The sequence below is a fragment of the Fenollaria sporofastidiosus genome, assembly GCF_943169635.2.
GTDB classification, from domain to species: Bacteria; Bacillota; Clostridia; order Tissierellales; family Peptoniphilaceae; genus Fenollaria; species Fenollaria sporofastidiosus.
Window position 1 is genome coordinate 871,380 of the sequence record NZ_OW968186.1, and the last position, 18,395, is coordinate 889,774.

General features: G+C 37.5%; 15 protein-coding genes. All 15 read left to right on the plus strand.

Going from position 1 to position 18,395, the window contains the following annotated elements; translation table 11 throughout:
* Nucleotides 1-12: 12 nt before the first annotated feature.
* The 15 genes from KO172_RS04235 (at nt 13) to KO172_RS04305 (ending at nt 18,392) form a co-directional block, all read left to right on the plus strand.
* Nucleotides 13-696 (plus strand): iron transporter, encoded by a 684-nt coding sequence (locus KO172_RS04235; protein ID WP_215492278.1) that lies wholly within the window; start codon nt 13-15, stop codon nt 694-696.
* Between the two features lie 52 nt (nt 697-748).
* Nucleotides 749-1,990: a DUF2318 domain-containing protein gene (locus KO172_RS04240; protein ID WP_215492279.1), complete on the plus strand. Its 1,242-nt coding sequence runs from the start codon at nt 749-751 to the stop codon at nt 1,988-1,990.
* Between the two features lie 7 nt (nt 1,991-1,997).
* Nucleotides 1,998-3,272 (plus strand): ABC transporter permease, encoded by a 1,275-nt coding sequence (locus KO172_RS04245; RefSeq protein ID WP_215492280.1) that lies wholly within the window; start codon nt 1,998-2,000, stop codon nt 3,270-3,272.
* Nucleotides 3,259-4,407 (plus strand): ABC transporter permease, encoded by a 1,149-nt coding sequence (locus tag KO172_RS04250; protein WP_215492281.1) that lies wholly within the window; start codon nt 3,259-3,261, stop codon nt 4,405-4,407. Before KO172_RS04245 ends, KO172_RS04250 begins: the two co-directional genes overlap by 14 nt.
* Nucleotides 4,407-5,093 (plus strand): ABC transporter ATP-binding protein, encoded by a 687-nt coding sequence (locus KO172_RS04255; RefSeq protein WP_215492282.1) that lies wholly within the window; start codon nt 4,407-4,409, stop codon nt 5,091-5,093. Before KO172_RS04250 ends, KO172_RS04255 begins: the two co-directional genes overlap by 1 nt.
* A gap of 1 nt (nt 5,094) precedes the next feature.
* Nucleotides 5,095-5,538 carry an FMN-binding protein gene (locus KO172_RS04260; RefSeq protein WP_215492283.1) on the plus strand — a complete coding sequence of 148 codons (444 nt, stop codon included), beginning with the start codon at nt 5,095-5,097 and terminating at the stop codon, nt 5,536-5,538.
* 28 nt (nt 5,539-5,566) lie between these two features.
* Nucleotides 5,567-5,986, plus strand: coding sequence for a DUF4418 family protein (locus KO172_RS04265; protein ID WP_215492284.1), 420 nt, complete (start codon nt 5,567-5,569; stop codon nt 5,984-5,986).
* The gene (locus KO172_RS04270; RefSeq protein ID WP_215492285.1) at nt 5,964-6,638 is read left to right on the plus strand and encodes an ABC transporter ATP-binding protein; all 675 of its coding nucleotides are present in this window, start codon (nt 5,964-5,966) and stop codon (nt 6,636-6,638) included. Before KO172_RS04265 ends, KO172_RS04270 begins: the two co-directional genes overlap by 23 nt.
* Nucleotides 6,635-7,837: an ABC transporter permease gene (locus KO172_RS04275; RefSeq protein WP_215492286.1), complete on the plus strand. Its 1,203-nt coding sequence runs from the start codon at nt 6,635-6,637 to the stop codon at nt 7,835-7,837. Before KO172_RS04270 ends, KO172_RS04275 begins: the two co-directional genes overlap by 4 nt.
* Nucleotides 7,838-8,006: 169 nt before the next feature.
* Nucleotides 8,007-8,894: a YitT family protein gene (locus tag KO172_RS04280; protein ID WP_215492287.1), complete on the plus strand. Its 888-nt coding sequence runs from the start codon at nt 8,007-8,009 to the stop codon at nt 8,892-8,894.
* Between the two features lie 113 nt (nt 8,895-9,007).
* On the plus strand, nt 9,008-9,892 hold the full coding sequence (locus KO172_RS04285; RefSeq protein WP_215492288.1) for a Ppx/GppA phosphatase family protein: 885 nt from the start codon (nt 9,008-9,010) through the stop codon (nt 9,890-9,892).
* A gap of 4 nt (nt 9,893-9,896) precedes the next feature.
* Entirely contained in the window at nt 9,897-12,023 is a 2,127-nt protein-coding gene (ppk1, locus tag KO172_RS04290; protein WP_215492289.1) for a polyphosphate kinase 1, read from the plus strand.
* Nucleotides 12,024-12,127: 104 nt separating this feature from the next.
* Entirely contained in the window at nt 12,128-13,297 is a 1,170-nt protein-coding gene (locus KO172_RS04295; RefSeq protein WP_215492290.1) for an aminotransferase class V-fold PLP-dependent enzyme, read from the plus strand.
* Complete coding sequence (locus KO172_RS04300; protein ID WP_215492291.1) at nt 13,281-13,778, plus strand: DUF4446 family protein; 498 nt, start codon at nt 13,281-13,283, stop codon at nt 13,776-13,778. Before KO172_RS04295 ends, KO172_RS04300 begins: the two co-directional genes overlap by 17 nt.
* 261 nt (nt 13,779-14,039) lie before the next feature.
* Nucleotides 14,040-18,392: a S8 family serine peptidase gene (locus KO172_RS04305; protein WP_215492292.1), complete on the plus strand. Its 4,353-nt coding sequence runs from the start codon at nt 14,040-14,042 to the stop codon at nt 18,390-18,392.
* The last annotated feature ends 3 nt before the right edge of the window (nt 18,393-18,395 follow it).

Sequence of the window (18,395 nt, forward strand, 5' to 3'; positions counted from 1 at the left end):
AGGAGGTTTATTATGAGTTCAAAAGTAAAAAAATTATTAGCATTAGCGCTTGCAGTTATGACAATTGCAGCATACGGATGCAACAAAGCACCAAAACCAGCTGAAGAAAATACAGCTAAAGTTGAAGACAAAAAAGATGAAGACACAAAAACTGAAGACACAAAAACTGAAGACACAAAAGATGAAGACAAAAAAGACGTTGCAGCTCCTGGTGAAGACGCAGGATTCGACGAATTCCCAATTGGTGACGAACAAGAATCAGGCCCTCTAGCAGTTGCTGGTGTTTATTTCCAACCAGTAGATATGGAACCAGCAGGTAACTCATTATCAAAAGAAGAAGCTGACTGCCATATCGAAGCTGACATTTCAGCAACAGAAGAAGGCACAACTCTTGGATACGGCGCAGGCGACTTTGTTCCTTGGCTAAATGTTAAAGCTTATATCCAAAAGAAGGGTTCAGACAAGGTTCAAGAAATTGCTTTCATGCCAATGAACGCATCAGACGGTCCACACTATGGTGCAAATATAAAATTTGAAGAAGGTCTTGGAACATACGACGTTAAGTTTGAAATTTCTGCTCCAGGAAACGACTACCTTCTACATGTTGATAAAGAAACAGGTGTAACAGGAAGATTCTGGACAGAGCCAATCGTTATTGAATGGCCAGAATTTGAATGGACAGGTCCAAAGTGGTAAAAAATATTGGAAATGGCTTTAAGCCATTTCCACCTTGTACATAGGAGGAATTATGTTAAAGATATTTATTAAAGTAATGGAGGCGGGAGTAGGATTCTCGTTAATAATGGGCTTGGCGCTTGGATATCTAAGTACAGAAAACTTCAAAAACAAATATAAAATTATTTTTGGTACAGTCTTTGTGGGCACTCTTGCGGCAATTATCTCTTCAGTAATTAGAGAAATTCCAAATTTTGTCAACAGGAGCTCTTTGTCATTTTGGTCAATGGTACCAATAGTAGTTGCTTTTATTGGAATTATCATCTTTTATTTTTTTAAAGAAAAATCCAGTATTTATAAAAATATTTTTGTTTGTTTTTTGTCTTTGTATATAATAGCGTCATTTTTCTATTATATGCCGGCTATCTTTGTCCAGCTAAACAATTTTGTTTACTATGGAGAATCTGCTGTTTCCACCATGGTTTTATATAGAATCATTGGTTATGTATTTGCAATTGTTCTTATGCTTTTATCTAGTATTGCAATTTTTAAAATCATCAGACGAGTTGGCAAGACATATAGGGATAAAATTTTAATGATCTCATTTTTAATTTGGGGAATAAATCAAATTTTTATTGTCCTTCAAAGACTATACGCAGTTGGCTTCTTACCAAGAAATGCAAAATTATTTAGCGCAATTGCTTGGGTAATAAACCACGCACACTACATTGGGTTTATTCTAATGATTTTTTCAATTATCCTACCAATAATTTTATATTCAAATAATATGAAAGTTAAGGAAACTTTTAAAAATCCTGCAGAATTAAGAAAAAAGAAATACCATATGAGATGCAACAGAAATCTGGCAAAATTTTTCTTGATTTTAATTGTAATTAATGTTTTTAGTTTAACTTATCTAAGGGCATATTCGGGTCGTGATATTGCACTTTCTGAACCAGAAGAATATGTAATTGAAAATGATATGATTGTTGTTCCGCTATCAGAACTTGAAGATATGAAACTTCACCGCTATCAATACACGGCATCTGATGGAGTTCACATGAGATTTTTCTTAATTAAAAAGTCTCAAGGTTCCTATGGTGTTGTACTTGATGCTTGTGAAATTTGCGGACCATCCGGTTATTATGAGCGTGGCAATGATGTTATTTGCAAATTGTGCGATGTTATTATGAATCGTGGTACGATTGGTTTTAAGGGCGGATGCAATCCAATCCCTATACCATACATTGTTCATGATGAAAAAATAAAAATCAGCACGCAAGATCTTGATGCCAATAGCTTTGTATTTAAGTAGGTGACTTATGTTTTTTAGAATGATTAGGGGTGCAATCTTTAGGCAAAAGAAAAAAATGGTCTTGATTGCATTTGTAGTAATGCTTGGCACTTGTCTTTCAACCGGCATGCTTAACACTATGCTTGGCATTGGTGACAAGGTCAATAGAGAATTGAAAGCTTATGGGGCGAATATAAACGTTGTTCCAAAAGAATCTTCCATGCTTGATGATATTTATGGAATCGGTGAGGATAGTCAGAAAAATTATTTGAAAGAAGATGAACTTGGCTTGATAAAAACCATCTTCTGGTCTTTCAATATCGTTGATTACACACCATATTTAAATATCAATGCAAAAGTCGATGGAGAAACTACGAGAGTTGTTGGTACATGGTTTTATAATCATATGGACCTTCCAACTGGCGAGGCCATTGACACAGGTATGAGAAAATTAAAAACTTGGTGGAATATCGAAGGTGAATGGATTGAAGACAAAGATACAGATAAGGCCATGGTTGGCACTGTATTTGCTCTAAGACACAATTATAAGCTTGGTGATAAAATTAAAGTCGTAGGTTCTTCTACAACAAAAGAATTTACGATTGCAGGCATTTTTGATTCAGGTAGTGATGAAGATTCGCACATTTATCTTCCATTAAAAGCTGCTCAAGAATTAGATGGAGTATCAAATGTAGTTTCTCGTGTTGAAGTTTCTGCACTAACAACTCCTGACAACGACTTAGCAAGAAAAGCTGCAAGAAATCCAAAGTCTCTTACAATCAAGGAGTGGGAGGTTTGGTATTGTACAGCATATGTAAGTGCGATTTGCTATCAAATTCAAGAAGTTATGACTGATTCAATCGCAAAACCTATTAGGCAGGTTGCGGAAAGCGAAGGCGATATTTTAAATAAGACAACTTTATTAATGGTTTTAATCACAGCTCTTAGCTTAATTGGTTCAGCACTTGCGATATCAAACCTAGTAACAGCATCTGTTATGGAAAGACGTGCTGAAATTGGACTTCAAAAAGCAATTGGCGCAAATAACACAAGAATTATTACAAGAATTTTAGTTGAAAATATTAGCACGGGTATTATGGGTGGAACTGTTGGTTACTTCATAGGACTTGGTCTTACTCAAATAATCGGTATAACAGTTTTTGGATCTGGAATTCCTCCAACACCAATGGTAATACCTATCGTAATTATTTTGATTTTGCTTGTAATTGTTTTGGGCTCGATTCCAGCCATTAGATATTTGCTAAAACTTAATCCAACGGAGGTGCTTCATGGAAAAGGCTAAAAGAAAAAATATACAATTCTTTTGGAAGATGGTTGAATCATCGATAGCAAGAAGAAAAGCTCGTATGCTTACAGCCCTTCTTGCAATTGCCATGGGTGCAACGATTCTATCGGGTCTTGTTACAATCTACTATGACATTCCAAGACAATTGGGCAAGGAATTTAGAAGTTACGGGGCAAATATGATTGTTATTCCAAAGTCTCAAGACGATAAGATTGGCGATAATCATATTGAAGAAATTAAAAAACTTGCAGGAGATAAACTAGTGGGAATTGCTCCTTACATTTATCAGAATGCAAAAATTAATGAGCAGCCTTTTGTAATAGCGGCTACAAATTTTGATGGCTTAAAAAAGAACAGCCCCTTCTGGCTAGTCGATGGTGAATGGCCAAGCGAAAAAAGGACTGTTATGATTGGTCACGAAATTTCAAAAAAACTTGGCTTAAAAATCGGTGATCCTTTCGTACTGAGCACTCCAAAAGAAAATTCGCAAGAAATGAGAGACAGCGACTTCAAGGTAGCTTCGATTGTAACGACTGGTGGTAAAGAAGAAGATTTGATATTTATGTCTATTGAAGATATTAGATCTATCATGGGCGATTTGAATATCAATATCATTGAATGTTCAATCGATGCAAACAGTGAAGAGCTACAAGTAATTGCAGATAATATAAATAAAATTGATGCTACTGTCAGCGCAAGACTTGTTAAAAGAGTTACAGAATCACAAGGCGTGGTACTTGAAAAGCTTCAAGCTCTTGTGTGGATAGTTACAATTATTGTTTTATTTATTACGATGATTTGCGTTAGCACAACCATGATGGCTGTTGTTGCAGAGAGAAGAAAAGAGATTGGCCTTAAAAAAGCCTTGGGTGCACACAATAAATCAATCATTTATGATTTCTTGGGCGAAGGATTTTTACTTGGACTAATGGGCGGAGCTCTTGGTTCTTTACTTGGATATTTATTTGCAAGTGAAGTTTCAAGACGAGTTTTCGCAAGAAGTGTAAATTTCTTATGGGCCCTAGTTCCAATTACAATCATTACATCAATAGTAATTACGATTGTAGCTTGCATTATACCAGTTAAAACTGCGACTGCAGTTGATCCAGCACTTGTATTGAGGGGGGAATAATGAACATATTAGAATTAAAAGATATCTCAAAGATATACGGCGATTTAAAAGCGCTCGATAAAGTAAACTTAAACGTAGAAAAAGGCGAATGGGTTTCAATCATGGGTCCATCAGGTAGTGGTAAAACGACAATGATGAACATCATCGGTTGCATGGACAAGCCTTCTATAGGCGAAGTTTTACTTGAAGGAATTGATATTTCTAAATTGAATCAAAAGGAATTAACAGAAATTAGAAGAGATAAGATTGGTCTTATTTTTCAACAGTTCCACTTGGTAAACTATTTAACTGCTTTAGAAAACGTTATGATGGCGCAATACTATCACTCAATGGTAGACAAGGAAGAAGCCTTGCAAGCACTTGAAAGCGTTGGATTAAAAGATAGGCACAACCATTTACCAAATCAGCTTTCAGGTGGAGAGCAACAACGTGTTTGTATTGCACGCGCTCTTATCAACCACCCTTCACTCATCTTAGCAGACGAGCCAACGGGAAATCTTGATGAAAAGAATGAAATGCTAGTATTGGATATTTTAGAGAGACTCCATAACAATGGATCTACAATTGTAGTTGTTACTCACGACCAAGAGGTTGGTGTGGAAGCAGAAAGAATTGTCTTCCTTGAGCACGGAAGAATTGCTAGAGAAGAAAAACAAAAAAGACAAAGACCAATTCTGGAGGTTTAATATGAAAAAGATTTTATTATTATTGTTGGCTGTAAGCTTACTATTGACAGCTTGCGCCAAGAAGACTGACGATGCTTGCACAGATGCTTCATGCGCTGATGCATACAAAGACGGCACTTACCACGGTGAAAGCCAAGTTGATGAATGGGGCGGTAAGGTAACAACAGATATCACTATCAAGGACGGAAAAATTGTTGACGCAAGTTTACAAAACTTACTTGCTGACGGAAGTGAAAAAGACGAAAATTATGGAAAGGCCAAAGAAGGCGCTACTAATCCAGGTCTTTATAAGATTGCTCAAGAAGCAGTTAAAAATTCTAAAGAGTATCCAAAGCTTTTAATTGAAAAAGGTAAGATCGAAGATGTAGAGGCTATCGCTGGTGCAACTGTTACATTCAAATCTTTCAAAGAAGCTGTAATTGATGCATTAAAGGATGCAAAATAAAATTAATATAAAAGTTCAGGAGGTTAATATGAACAAAAATAAAATTATTGGAATTCTATTTATAATATTAGGTGTTTTAGTTTTCTTAACACCAGGAACACTTGCTCCAGTATGTCCTGCAATGGCAGATGGAAAGTTTATGAAGTGCCACTGGATGGGACAAGCAATTAAAGGTATTGGTGGTGTTATGACTGTTCTAGGTCTTATTTATACACTTATTTGCTCTAAGAAACAAATGTTCTTTACACTAGCTATCTCCAATGTAGTAATCGGAATTTATGCAATTTTATTGCCTGCAAAATTAATTGGTGGCTGTATGAATGCTGAAATGGCTTGTAGAGCAAAAACTATGCCTATGATTTATATTTTAGTCGGACTTTATATTGTTATTAGCGTTGTTGCTGCAATTTTAAATAGGTCTTGCAATGAATCTAATCAATGTAAATAATCTATCCAAATCATTTAGACGTGGGGAGAGAGATTTTTTCGCAATCGATAACGTAAGTTTTGATGTTAGCGAAAAAGATTTTATAAATATCATTGGTAAAAGTGGGAGTGGTAAATCAACACTCCTTACTCTTTTATCTGCGATCATTGAGCCCACATCAGGAGAAATCTTTGTAGAAGGAAAAAATCTTTCTAATATGGACGATGAAGAAAAAAGTGGATACAGGAATGAATTTATTGGTTATGTTCCTCAATCACTTGGAACTTTACCGACCTTGAATGTCCTTGACAATGTAAGACTTACTTACTTTTTTAAAAAACGTGAGGGAGATGGAATCGAAAGAGCTAGGATGCTCCTAGATATGCTCGGTATATTGAACTTGGAAAATGATTTTTGTAAAAATTTGTCAGGCGGCGAATTAAAAAGAGTTTTAATTGCAAGAGCCCTAATGAACGAACCGAAAATTTTAATTGCAGATGAGCCAACTTCAGATTTGGATTCAAAAACTACAGTTGAAATTATGGACATGCTAAAAGAAATTAATGAAAAAGGGACAACTATCATTATAGTAACTCACGACAATGATTTATTAAAATATGGATCGCGACTTCTTGAAATGACAGACGGTAAATTAAATGAGGTGGTCAAATGAGATTAAGTTCCAAACAAATTGCCTTTAAAAATATTCAAAACAAAAGTGCAAGAAGTGCTTTGCTTATAATTTTAACAGCAATTTTAACACTAGTTTTATTTTTATCTAGTTTTTTGATTTTGTCACTTGGAAATGGCATGCACTCACTGGCTAATCGTATGGGAGCGGATATTATAGTTGTACCTGAAGGTTATGATTCGAAAATTAGAGGCGCAATTCTACGCGGCGAACCAAACACATTCTTTTTAGACAAGTCTGTCGTTGAAAGAATTAGAAAAATCGATGGAGTTAAAATTGCAACACCACAATTATTCATTGCCACTCTTTCTGCTGGTTGCTGCTCATTTCCAATACAAGTTATTGGCTTTGATTCAGACACAGATTTTGTAGTAAAACCTTGGCTAGAGACTCAAGCTAAACTTCCCTTAGGAAAAGGAGAAATTTTGGTTGGACACAATATTGTTGGCGATATGCATAAACACGTTAAATTTTTCAATCAAGAATTTATTATTAGAGGCAGACTTGCAAAAACAGGCATGGGCTTTGACAATACAGTGTTTGTAAATTTTGATGAAGCAAGGCGCCTTGCTAAAGAATACGAAAAAATTCTTCATCTTGAAGACAAGGATCATGAAAATATGATTTCATGCGTAATGATTAAGGCCGATAAAAACGTTGATCCAGTTGAAATTCAAAATAAGATTAGGAGCGAGTTTAAAGGCGAGGGCGTTTATCCTCTTCTATCACAATCAATGATGAACGAAGTCAGCACATCAACACAAGACATGATCAAGTATGTTTATATATTAATTGCTCTAGTATGGCTATTGGTCTTCCTTGTACTAACTCTCGTTTATTCAATTACAATTAAAGAACGTAAGAGAGAATTTGCAACACTAAGAATTTTAGGAGCTAGCAAAAAGCATCTAAGAAGTATTATCTTGTGGGAGATATTTACTATAAATATCGCAGGTTCTGCATGCGGAAGTGTGCTTGCTTTAGTTATTTCAATTTTATTTGGAACTTGGTTTAGTCGAAGTTTCAAAATGCCATTTTTAGCACCAAATGTTTTAACGCTTGCAACAATATTTATTGCTGTTTTTGCAATCGGCACAGTAATGGGACCAATCTCATCACTCGGATCAATTAGAAAGATGAACGCAGAAGAACTTGGACTTTTATTAAGACAAAACGATTAATATACACTTTGAAACTGTTATGTATTTATTATATCTATGGAGGGTTTTTCCTTCATAGATATTTTTATGTAAAATATATATTACTATTTCCTTTATATTGCTATTGACTAAGGATTTTATCTTATGGTATAATCATTGTGTGTGAGAGAAATAGGGGGAGGTAATTTAATTGGCACTATTCAAAAAGGAAAAATTTACAAAAGAGAAAATTACAAAATTAATTAAAGAGTACATATTGATATTGTTTGGTAGCTTCATAGTAGCGGCAGGGATGTTTTTCTTCTTCAATCCAGCGCACCTTTCAGTAGGCGGAGCAAACGGTCTTGCTGTCGTACTTAATCACTACCTTGAGATTGGCGTTGGTAACTGGATGTATGTTATCAATATCGGTCTATTCATACTAGCCTTCTTAACTATAGGTTCGCAGTTCGGCGTTAAAACTATCATTGCGTCACTACTTACATCAGGCTTCTTTGACTTACTAGAAAAACTTATGCCGCACTTCCAACCATTGACAGGGGATACCTTCGTAGAGTTATTTTTCGGTGTCTTCGTTACAGCGGTTGGTATGGCGATAGTATTCAATCAAGGTGCATCGACTGGTGGTACAGACATCATTGCAAAGATACTTAACAAGTTTATCGGCATGGACCTTGGCAAAGGCGTTTTAGTATCTGACGTATTGATTACATTACTAGCAAGTAATGCCTTCGGCGCGAGGATTGGTATCTATTCACTATTTGGTGTTATCGTTAATGGCTTCTTAATCGACTTTGTCATCGAAGGTATGAACATGAACAAAGAGGTCAAAATTATTGCTGAAGACACTAAGCCTATCGAGGAGTTCATCATCAAAGAGCTAGATAGAGGCGCAACCATATACAAGGCTTACGGCATGTATACAAAGGAACCAAAGGACATCATCATGATTTTGCTTGACAGAAAAGACTTCTTAAGACTTAAGAACTTCTTAAAAGACCTCGATCAAAAGACTTTCATTTCAGTTTCGAACGCATCAGAAGTCTTAGGTTATGGATTTAAAAATTTAAAAGACTGATATATGAGAAAAGCCTTTCAAGTGAAGGGCTTTTTGCTTTTTAAAAAAAATATTACATACTTTACAATTTCTTAACAAAGAAGTATTACAATGATTATTATAAGGAGAATAAAATGAAATACGCACTAATTGATATTGGAAGTAACTCAATACGCCTAAACGTTTATAACAAGGACGATATTCAAAAGGAAGTCTTCTCAAAGAAGTACATGGCAGGTCTTGCAAGCTTTGTTGAAGATGGAAAACTTAGCAACAAGGGCATAAAAAAATTGATCAAAGTGCTTTCAGCGCAAAAGATGTTGCTTGATTATTTGCCAGTTGATGAAATTTACGCCTTTGCCTCGGCTTCTTTAAGAAATGTCGATAATGGCAAGGACATTGTGAAAAAAGTTAAGAAGGAGCTTGATCTAAACATCGATTTAATATCGGCAGACGAAGAGGCTTTCTATGGAGCTGAAGGCATGAAGATGGTATACGACTTTGATGATTACTACACCATAGACATAGGAGGCGGCTCGACAGAGCTTTGCTATCTAAAGAATAAAGAGATTAAAGACATGGCATTTTTAAGGGCAGGATCCTTATCATTGTTCCGTGACTACGTTGAAAACACTATACCGAGCGTTAGAGAGTACGATGAGATGATAAACGCCATCGACAAGATGCTGGCTGAAAATGTTTTCACATACAAATGCACAAAGCTTGTGGCTTCAGGCGGAACAGCGAGGGCTCTAGGCAATATCTTCGAAGAGTTTTATGACGGTGATGACAAAGAATACACTATTGACGATGTAAAAAATTATATCTATGAAATGATTGATGGGAATAAAAAGATTATTCGTACAACTGTTATGGTTGTGCCTGAAAGACTTCACAGCATAGTGCCAGGAGCTATCATGCTATATAGACTCTTAAAGCACCTTGGCATAGAAAAGGTCAATGTCTCAAAGCTTGGTGTGCGCGAGGGATATTTAAAGGATAAGATAATTAAGGAGTGAAATTATGGAAGAGTTCATGCAAAACCGCGAGTTGAGCTGGCTAAAATTTAATCAAAGAGTACTTGAAGAGGCGAGCGACGAGAGCGTGCCGCCACTTGAGAGATTCAAGTTCATATCGATATTCACATCGAACCTGGACGAATTTTTCATGGTTAGAGTCGGATCTTTGTTTGATTTGATGAAGTCTAAGAAGGAGTTCATCGACAAAAAATCTGGTATGACAGCTAAGGAGCAGCTTGATGCCATATACAAGACAATGCCCTACTACTACGAGATGAGGGACAAAATCTACAAGGACGTCATCAAAGAGCTAGATAAGTACAATATGCACAATAAAAATATGAAGTCCTTAAACGATGAGGAGCTAAGTTATGTAAAAAGCTTCTACCTTAGTAAGATTGAGCCATTAATTTCCGCGCAAATAGTTGACGCAGCACATCCACTTCCATTCTTAGAGAATAAAAAGTTATATATAGTGACTGAGATGTGGGACACTGAAGGCAATATTGCGCATGGACTTGTAGCCATCTCAGACATATTCGAGCGCTATCTATCGCTGCCAGGCGATGAATTTAACTACATCAGAGTCGAAAAAGTGATTGAGCATTACGTTCCAACCATGTTCCTAGGCTATACAATTAAGGAGCAATCACTTGTTGCGGTCACTAGAAACTTTGATTTCGAAACAAATACTGAGATCGAAGAGGAGATTGCCGACTACAAAGACTTTATGAAAAAGGTCATCAAAAAGAGGACACGTCAAGAGGTTCTTCGCCTTGAAATTTCTAACACAAAGTCAAAGAGCATTACTGATTTTCTTAAGGCCGAGCTTGGTATTACGGATGAGATGATACTTGTGACAAAGAGTCCCATCAATATGAAGTACGTCTATGGTCTTGAGGACATCATTCCGAGCTCCGTCATCAAAAAAGTTTCTTACGAAGACTTTACTCCATTTAAAAAATATTCCTTAGAGCGCGGCTCTATCATTAAAATAATAGAAGAGAAGGATCTTTTACTAAGCTACCCATACGATGATATTGATACCTTTCTTGACTTGATTAAGGAAGCTGCCGAGAGTGACAAGACCATCTCTATAAAGATAACTATATACAGGCTTGCTAAGCACTCGAAGCTTGTCGAATACCTTAAAAAAGCCTGTGACAATGGCATCGAAGTCACTGCACTTATGGAGCTAAAGGCGCGTTTTGACGAAGAGAACAATATTAATTATTCAGAAGAATTATTTAAGGCGGGCTGCAATATAATGTACGGCTTTGAAGAGTACAAGACGCACTCAAAGCTTTGCCTAATCACATACAAGGACGATAGGGAGAATATCAAGTACATCACGCAAATAGGTACCGGCAACTACAATGAAAACACATCGAAGATTTACACTGACTTTTCACTGATGACATCTAATGAAGAGATAGGCCTTGACGCAAATGATTTTTTCAAAAACATGTCAGTCGGCAAAATTAATGGTAAGTACCTTCACATATTACAAGCACCATCGACTCTTAAGGTTAGACTACTTAAGGAGATGGATAGAGAGATAGCTAAAGGTAAAGACGGATACATCAGATGCAAGATGAACTCACTTACAGATTATGATTTTATAGAAAAATTTGCCGAAGCTTCACAAAATTTTGTCAATGTCGACTTGATTATACGCGGTATATGCTGCATAGTACCTAATGTGACTGGCTATACAGACAATGTTCATGTCTCGTCCATAGTCGGACGCTTTTTAGAGCATTCAAGGGTCTACCAATTTGGAAGAGGCAGTGATATGAGGATATATATCTCAAGTGCAGACCTTATGACAAGAAACACAGAAAAAAGAGTCGAGATAGCCTGCCCAGTATACGATGAAGAGACAAGAGCAAGACTTGTAAGCTACTTAGATACACAGCTTAAGGATAATATTAAGAGAAGGATACTTGTTAACTCGGGTGACTACATCAAACCAGAGGTACAAGGCGAAGCGCTTATCGCTCAAGATTATTTCATGCATAAAGCAAATGAAAAGAGAGAAAAGTTTTATGAAGAGCTTGAGAGAGCTAAATCAGATGAAGCGCCTAAAGAAAACTTTTTTACTAAGATTAAAAAGATATTTACAAAGTAATATTTATTTTGAGAGCCTTTCATATGAGAGGCTTTTGCTTTGCCAAATTCATAGTAATTGAAAAATGCACTCAGCTGTGATATAATTACAAAAGAGGTGATTATATGCATTATTTTGACAACGCATCGACAACATTTCCAAAGCCAGAGAGCGTATATGTAAAATTTAATGAAGCATTTAGAGAGTATGGGGCCAATCCAGGAAGGAGCGGCCACAGGCTAGCACTTAGGGCGATGGAAGAAATAATGCAGACAAGACTAAGTCTTGCTAAGCTGTTTAATGTGGATAATCCACTTAATATAAGCTTTCATATGAACACAACATATGCACTTAATGCTGCTATCAAAGGCACGCTTAAGAATGGCGATCATGTAATCACAACATCGATGGAGCACAACTCTGTTCTTAGACCACTGTTTACACTTAAAGAGATGGGCATAATCGAGCTAACAGTAGTCAAGGCAGAACTAAGCGGCGAGGTCGGTAAGGACAAGATAGTCTCAGCAATTAAAGAGAATACTAGGATGCTTGTTATGACTCACTCCTCGAACTTGCTTGGCACAGTTGAGGACATTGACGAGATCTCAAAGGCTGTTAAGAAAGTTAATAAAGACATACTTATACTTATAGATGCAGCTCAATCGGCAGGCATCATAGACATAGACTTAAAAAAGCTCGATATAGATATGCTTGCAACAGCTGGGCACAAGTCTTTATTTGGTCCGCAAGGTACAGGTGTCTTGTACTTAAGAGAGCCAGAACTTGTTATGCACACTGTTGAAGGCGGCACAGGATCAAGATCAACCGAGGTTTATCAGCCTATGGACATGCCGGATAAGCTAGAAGCAGGCACACCAAATGGACACGGCATCATAGCCTTAGGCGCAGGAGTTGAATTCATACTTAGTGAAGGCATAGATAAGATAAGAAAGCACGAGGAAGCTCTTACAAAGCTCTTCATAGATGGCATAAAGGACATTGAAGGCGTAGAGATATACGGCCTACTTGATGAAAAGAAGAAGACACCGGTTGTTTCTATAAACATGGAAGGCGTGGATTCATCGATACTAAGCTACGTTTTAGATGATGAGTACGACATACAAACACGTCCAGGCATACACTGCGCGCCACTTGCACACGAAACCATTGGCACAATTAAAAAGGGTGCGGTTAGATTTAGTTTTTCGTATTTTAACAAGGAAGACGAGATAACTTATGCAATAGAGACATTAAAGAAGATTAAAAAAGAGGCGGCAGATGGAAAATATCAATAAGTTTATAAATGACAATATCTTAATCATAGTTGCAGCTCTAGCTGTTTTATTAATTGCGCTACTAGTCTTAGCTCTTGTACAAGTTTTGAAGTATAAAAAACTTAAGGAGAGATTCGATACCTTCACTCAAGGTATGGACGGCATCAGTGTTGAAAAGCTCTTAGCAACTTTTGGAAAAGACATAAAGGACATACACAGAGACATGATACTTAATGAGGACAGATTCAATCGCATAGAGACTAATCTTAGCTTCTGCGTGCAAAAGCTTGGCTTCGTTAGGTACAATGCTTTTCAAGACAGCGCATCAGAGCTAAGCTTCTCCATATGCTTATTGGATAAGTTTAACAACGGCGTCTTACTTTCTGTTATTCATGGCAGGGAGCAAAGTGTTAGCTACGGCAAGATGATTAAGAATGGAGAGAGCACATCGCCACTTTCAGAAGAAGAAGTGAGCGCAGTAGATAAAGCAATCAGAGGATAGTAAAATATTTATAGTAGACTTGTCTAATGACAGGTCTATTTTTATGCTTAAGAACTTGTCTAATATATAGGATGCGTGGCACTATATACGACGCGTGGCACTATATACGACGCTTGCTACCATATGAGAGGCTTAGTTATATATGAGAGGCTTGCTATTATTAAAAAAGAAATTTTCTTCACAATTATACATTTACTAGAGAACGCTGCATGCTTATAGTATAATATACTTGGATTATTTGATAGATAAGGAGGGACAATTTTGAATAATATAAAGAGAATTTTTGCTTTATTCTTAGCAATAATTGTAATGAGCATCTCTTTTACTCAACTTAGCTTTGCGAAAGAAGGAGCTAAGACAAAGAATTTTAATGAAGAAATTAGACTCATAGTCGAGCTTGACGAAGCACCGCTTGTGTTAAAGACTAAGAGTGCGAAGGTCTTTAGCAAAAGCAGTATAAGCTGTGATGCTATGAAAAAGATTAAAAAGTCTGAAGAGAGCGTTAAGATGCTTATGCGCAAAGCCGGCATAGAGTACAAGGATATATACTCCTTAGACACCTTTGTGAGCGGTTTTTCTATATACACACAGAAAAAGAACATAAGCATCATCTCTAAGATAAAGGGTGTTAAGAATGTGCACGTTTGCGAAAAGTATAGCATAGCTAGGCCCATAAATGCGGCGAAGCCTGCAATGTATGCTTCGCTTGATATGATCAGTGCGCCTAAGGTGTGGCACTCGAAGAAGTACAAGGGCGAAGGACAAGTTGTTGCCGTTCTTGATACTGGCTTTGATACTAATAACCTTGATAGCTTTAGACTTGATAAAGAAGCACTAGATAGTGTTGCTCTTACTAAAGAAAAGGTCGCTATGCTTAAGGAGAAGTACGGACTTAAGGGAGTCTATATCAGTCCAAAGATACCTTACGTCTACAATTATCAAGATGAGACAGCGGAGGTTGATGCACTTCAAGATAGGTACGGTTCAAGACATGGCCTACACGTTGCAGGCACCATAGCAGCGAATGAAAAGGATGACTACAAGAACGCAAACAATCTAGCTAAGAGTGCAATCAAGGGAGTTGCGCCTAATGCACAGCTCATCATAATGAAGGTCTTCTCAACATCGCTTACCGACCAAAGTACTTATACGGATGCTCAGTGTAAAGCAATTGAAGATGCTTATAAGCTTGGCGCAGATGTTATCAATCTTTCACTTGGTTCGCCTGCTGGCTTTATCAAGAAGGACGACATAGTTGATATGGCGATAGAAAACGCTACCAAGGCGGGTTGCTTAGTCGCAGTTGCTAATGGCAATGAAGGCACAGCATACTTTGATGACGCTAATGATAGCACTAAAGAAGAAGGCGTAAAGGCGCTTAAGGGTAACCCTGATTATGGTATGGCGGGCGACCCTGCATGTGCGAAGGCAACAACATCGGTTGCAGCGATTACTAACATGAAATATTTGAGCTGCTCAATACGCTCAAACAATAAGGACCTTGATGGCATTGAATTTTCTTGGGGTGCCGAGATTGTTCCTAAAGACTATACGTTTAATAAATTTGTCTATGCTAATAAGGGCAGGGCAAGTGAGATAAAGACCTTAGCACCTGAGATGATAAAGGACGCCTTAGTCTTGGCAGATAGAGGAGAGTGCACTTTTAATGAGAAGGCAAGTAATGCTAAGCAAGCTGGAGCAAAGGGTCTTATAGTTATCAACAACGAAGACGAGATGACTAGTATGATTGGCTTTAAAGATGAGAGCTTCCCTGCCATCATAGTAAGTAAGAGTGATGGGGCAAAGCTTTTAAAGCATATCAAAGACGCAGGTTTAAGTATAGCCATCAATAAAGAGATGAGCGTTCATGATAACCCTAAGGCAGGAAAGATGGCAGACTTCACAAGCTGGGGTCCTACGCCAAACCTTAGGATGAAGCCTGAACTTACTGCGCCAGGGGCTGACATCTACTCCATAGACCAAGACAATGCATATCAAATAATGAGTGGCACGTCGATGGCAACACCACATGTTGCTGGTGCGGCAGCCATACTTATGCAATACCTAAAGGACAAGAGTTCACTGTTTTACGAAGAAGCGAAGACGGCTTCAAAGAGAGAGCAGCTAGCGAAGACATTGCTTATGAACACAGCACTTCCACAAAAGGATGCTGACGTGTACTACCCAGTCAGAAGACAAGGCGCAGGCCTTATTGACCTTGCTAATCTTATGAAGTCGAGGCTAACGATTAAAGCAATTAGCAAGAACGATAAGGACCTTGATGCGAAAGCTGAGTTAGGAAGCTTTATGGATAAGGACTTCACTATCGATTATGAAGTCAAGAATTATTCGGATGAGGACATTGAATACACTCTAGTGCCATCTATGATGACTGAGAACTACGTTAATGATCAAGAGCTTGGACCTATGTCGACTGAGACTGATAGAGATATGAACTTCACTATAGACAAAAAATCTTTTATAGCGAAGGCTTCTAGCACAAGCAAGTTAAGTGTGAACTTTAACTTTGCAAATGACGATATCGATATCAATAACTATGTGGAAGGTTTCCTAAGCTTCGTGCCAAAGGATACTAAGAAGGACGCGACTTTATCCGTTCCATACCTTGGCTTCTATGGCGACTGGTCTAAGCCGAGGATTTTTGACGTCTTTAGTCACGAGTCGGATGATAATATAAAGCCAAACTTTATTAACGAAGATACAGAGAACGCTATGGGAGATGTCTTTGACTACAATGAAGAGAACGAAGATGAAGAAGAACTTGACAGTAGATTGAATCAGTTCAAGTACAAGGGCAAGTGGACTTACATCACTAGTCACGCATCATCAGAGGAGCTCAAGGTAAGATTTGCCCTGCTTAGAAATACTGAGTATATCAAGGCAAGGATAGAAGACGTAAATGGCAAGCTGCTTAAGGACAATCTTGTAGACCTAAGCTACTTTACTAAATCAAGCCTAGCTGACAATGGTGGAGAGAACTGGATAAGCTTATACAAGGACGATTTCGAAGAGAACTCTTTATCTAAAGTTGTACTTAAGGCTAAGCTCAACATAGAGAAAGACGCGGTGCAAGAGGAAGGTGTGCCTATCTACTTTGATGATATCGCTCCCATCGTCAAGTCTATAGAGCTTGTAAGTGAAGGCGATGCAAAGTATGTAAAGCTAAGTGTTTCTGATAACATTGGCATAGATACTATAGGAGCTGAGCAAGTTAAAGAGATTGGCAAAGATGATGAAGGAGAGCCTATATACAAGGCGCATAAGTATAATGAGGTTAGTGGACTATACTACGGCGCTACTGAGTTCTATACAGAGGATGAAGGCAGAGTGACTGAGCAAGATGAAAAAGTTATTAAATCACTTGCAAAGCTTAAAGAGTCAAGTAAGGAGCACACTGTCTATATAAGAGTAGATGATATAGCTGACATTGAAAAGATACGCGTCTATGTAAAGGACCTTGCAGGTAACTGGTTAGATGAGGTAGTACTTGATACTAATTATAAAAAAGAAGGAAGTGTTAGCTTAAAACTCATAGGCGAGAACGCAGCCTTTACTACCGAAGCATCTAGCTTTACACCAAGCAAGTGGAGGAAGAATACTTATAAGCTTGAGAAAGGTGCTTATGGCAATTTAGAAATAAAGCTTGCAAAGAATGATAAGAACTATGCGATAGACACAGCCTTGGTCAATGGAGTAGAGATGAAGGATAGCTTTATCTACGATCAAGATCAAAGATTATACTATCTAGCATATAGATTCGAAGAAGATACAAGCTTCTTGGCGAGAGTAAAAGAAGAGAAAGAAAAGAAAAAGGACTTCCCTAAGGGCAATGCTTACCCTGCCATCTACCTAACACAGCCAGCTAACCTATGGACACTTAGTGAGAACGGGCCTCTTAATGATCAAGGAGAGGAGCCAGAGATAATTGATGGCAAGCTAGTGGTCAAGGGTGCTCTTGGCTTTACTAAGGTAGATGAGCTTAAGAAGCTAAGCCTAAGCATACTTGAGAGCACAAATAATAAGGTCTTAGTCAAGAAGGACATCACTAAAGAAGTAAAGGCTGAATATACTGGCGAGATCAGTAACGAGGAAGGCGTTGTATATGATGGGCTTGCACTAATCTTCGATACTAAGATAGATATGCCAAAGGCTTATAACGATATTAAGCTACAAGTAGAAGCGGAAAATAAGGATGGTAAGAAGACCGTTACAGCCCTAACACTTGCTTTTGATGAGAGCCCTGCGACATTTAACTATACTATCGATAAAAGAGATATAAAGAGTGCTTATGCGACTATAAGATATGCACTCTCTGATGACAATAAGAACACCGAGCTTAGCATCGATAGAGTGAGTTCAGATGACAATAACGATTACATTGAAACAGTTTTTAGAAAGACATATAACGAGTTTGACATTGACAGGCTAGGATCTATTAGATACATTTATAAAGACAAGTTCACTGTAAAGCTAAAGCCGGGCTATAACAAGTTTAAAGTTTCGATTAGTGAAGTGGGTACAGCTAGAGTTAATGAGAAGTACATCCTCATCTATATGCTTGACCCAAAAGTGAAGCTTAAGAACTTTAAATAAGGA

Coding starts and splice junctions, on each gene's coding strand:
- KO172_RS04235 (WP_215492278.1), top strand. CDS start 13: ATGAGTTCAAAAGTAAAAAAATTATTAGCATTAGCGCTTGCAGTTATG.
- KO172_RS04240 (WP_215492279.1), top strand. CDS start 749: ATGTTAAAGATATTTATTAAAGTAATGGAGGCGGGAGTAGGATTCTCG.
- KO172_RS04245 (WP_215492280.1), top strand. CDS start 1,998: ATGTTTTTTAGAATGATTAGGGGTGCAATCTTTAGGCAAAAGAAAAAA.
- KO172_RS04250 (WP_215492281.1), top strand. CDS start 3,259: ATGGAAAAGGCTAAAAGAAAAAATATACAATTCTTTTGGAAGATGGTT.
- KO172_RS04255 (WP_215492282.1), top strand. CDS start 4,407: ATGAACATATTAGAATTAAAAGATATCTCAAAGATATACGGCGATTTA.
- KO172_RS04260 (WP_215492283.1), top strand. CDS start 5,095: ATGAAAAAGATTTTATTATTATTGTTGGCTGTAAGCTTACTATTGACA.
- KO172_RS04265 (WP_215492284.1), top strand. CDS start 5,567: ATGAACAAAAATAAAATTATTGGAATTCTATTTATAATATTAGGTGTT.
- KO172_RS04270 (WP_215492285.1), top strand. CDS start 5,964: ATGAATCTAATCAATGTAAATAATCTATCCAAATCATTTAGACGTGGG.
- KO172_RS04275 (WP_215492286.1), top strand. CDS start 6,635: ATGAGATTAAGTTCCAAACAAATTGCCTTTAAAAATATTCAAAACAAA.
- KO172_RS04285 (WP_215492288.1), top strand. CDS start 9,008: ATGAAATACGCACTAATTGATATTGGAAGTAACTCAATACGCCTAAAC.
- ppk1 (WP_215492289.1), top strand. CDS start 9,897: ATGGAAGAGTTCATGCAAAACCGCGAGTTGAGCTGGCTAAAATTTAAT.
- KO172_RS04295 (WP_215492290.1), top strand. CDS start 12,128: ATGCATTATTTTGACAACGCATCGACAACATTTCCAAAGCCAGAGAGC.
- KO172_RS04300 (WP_215492291.1), top strand. CDS start 13,281: ATGGAAAATATCAATAAGTTTATAAATGACAATATCTTAATCATAGTT.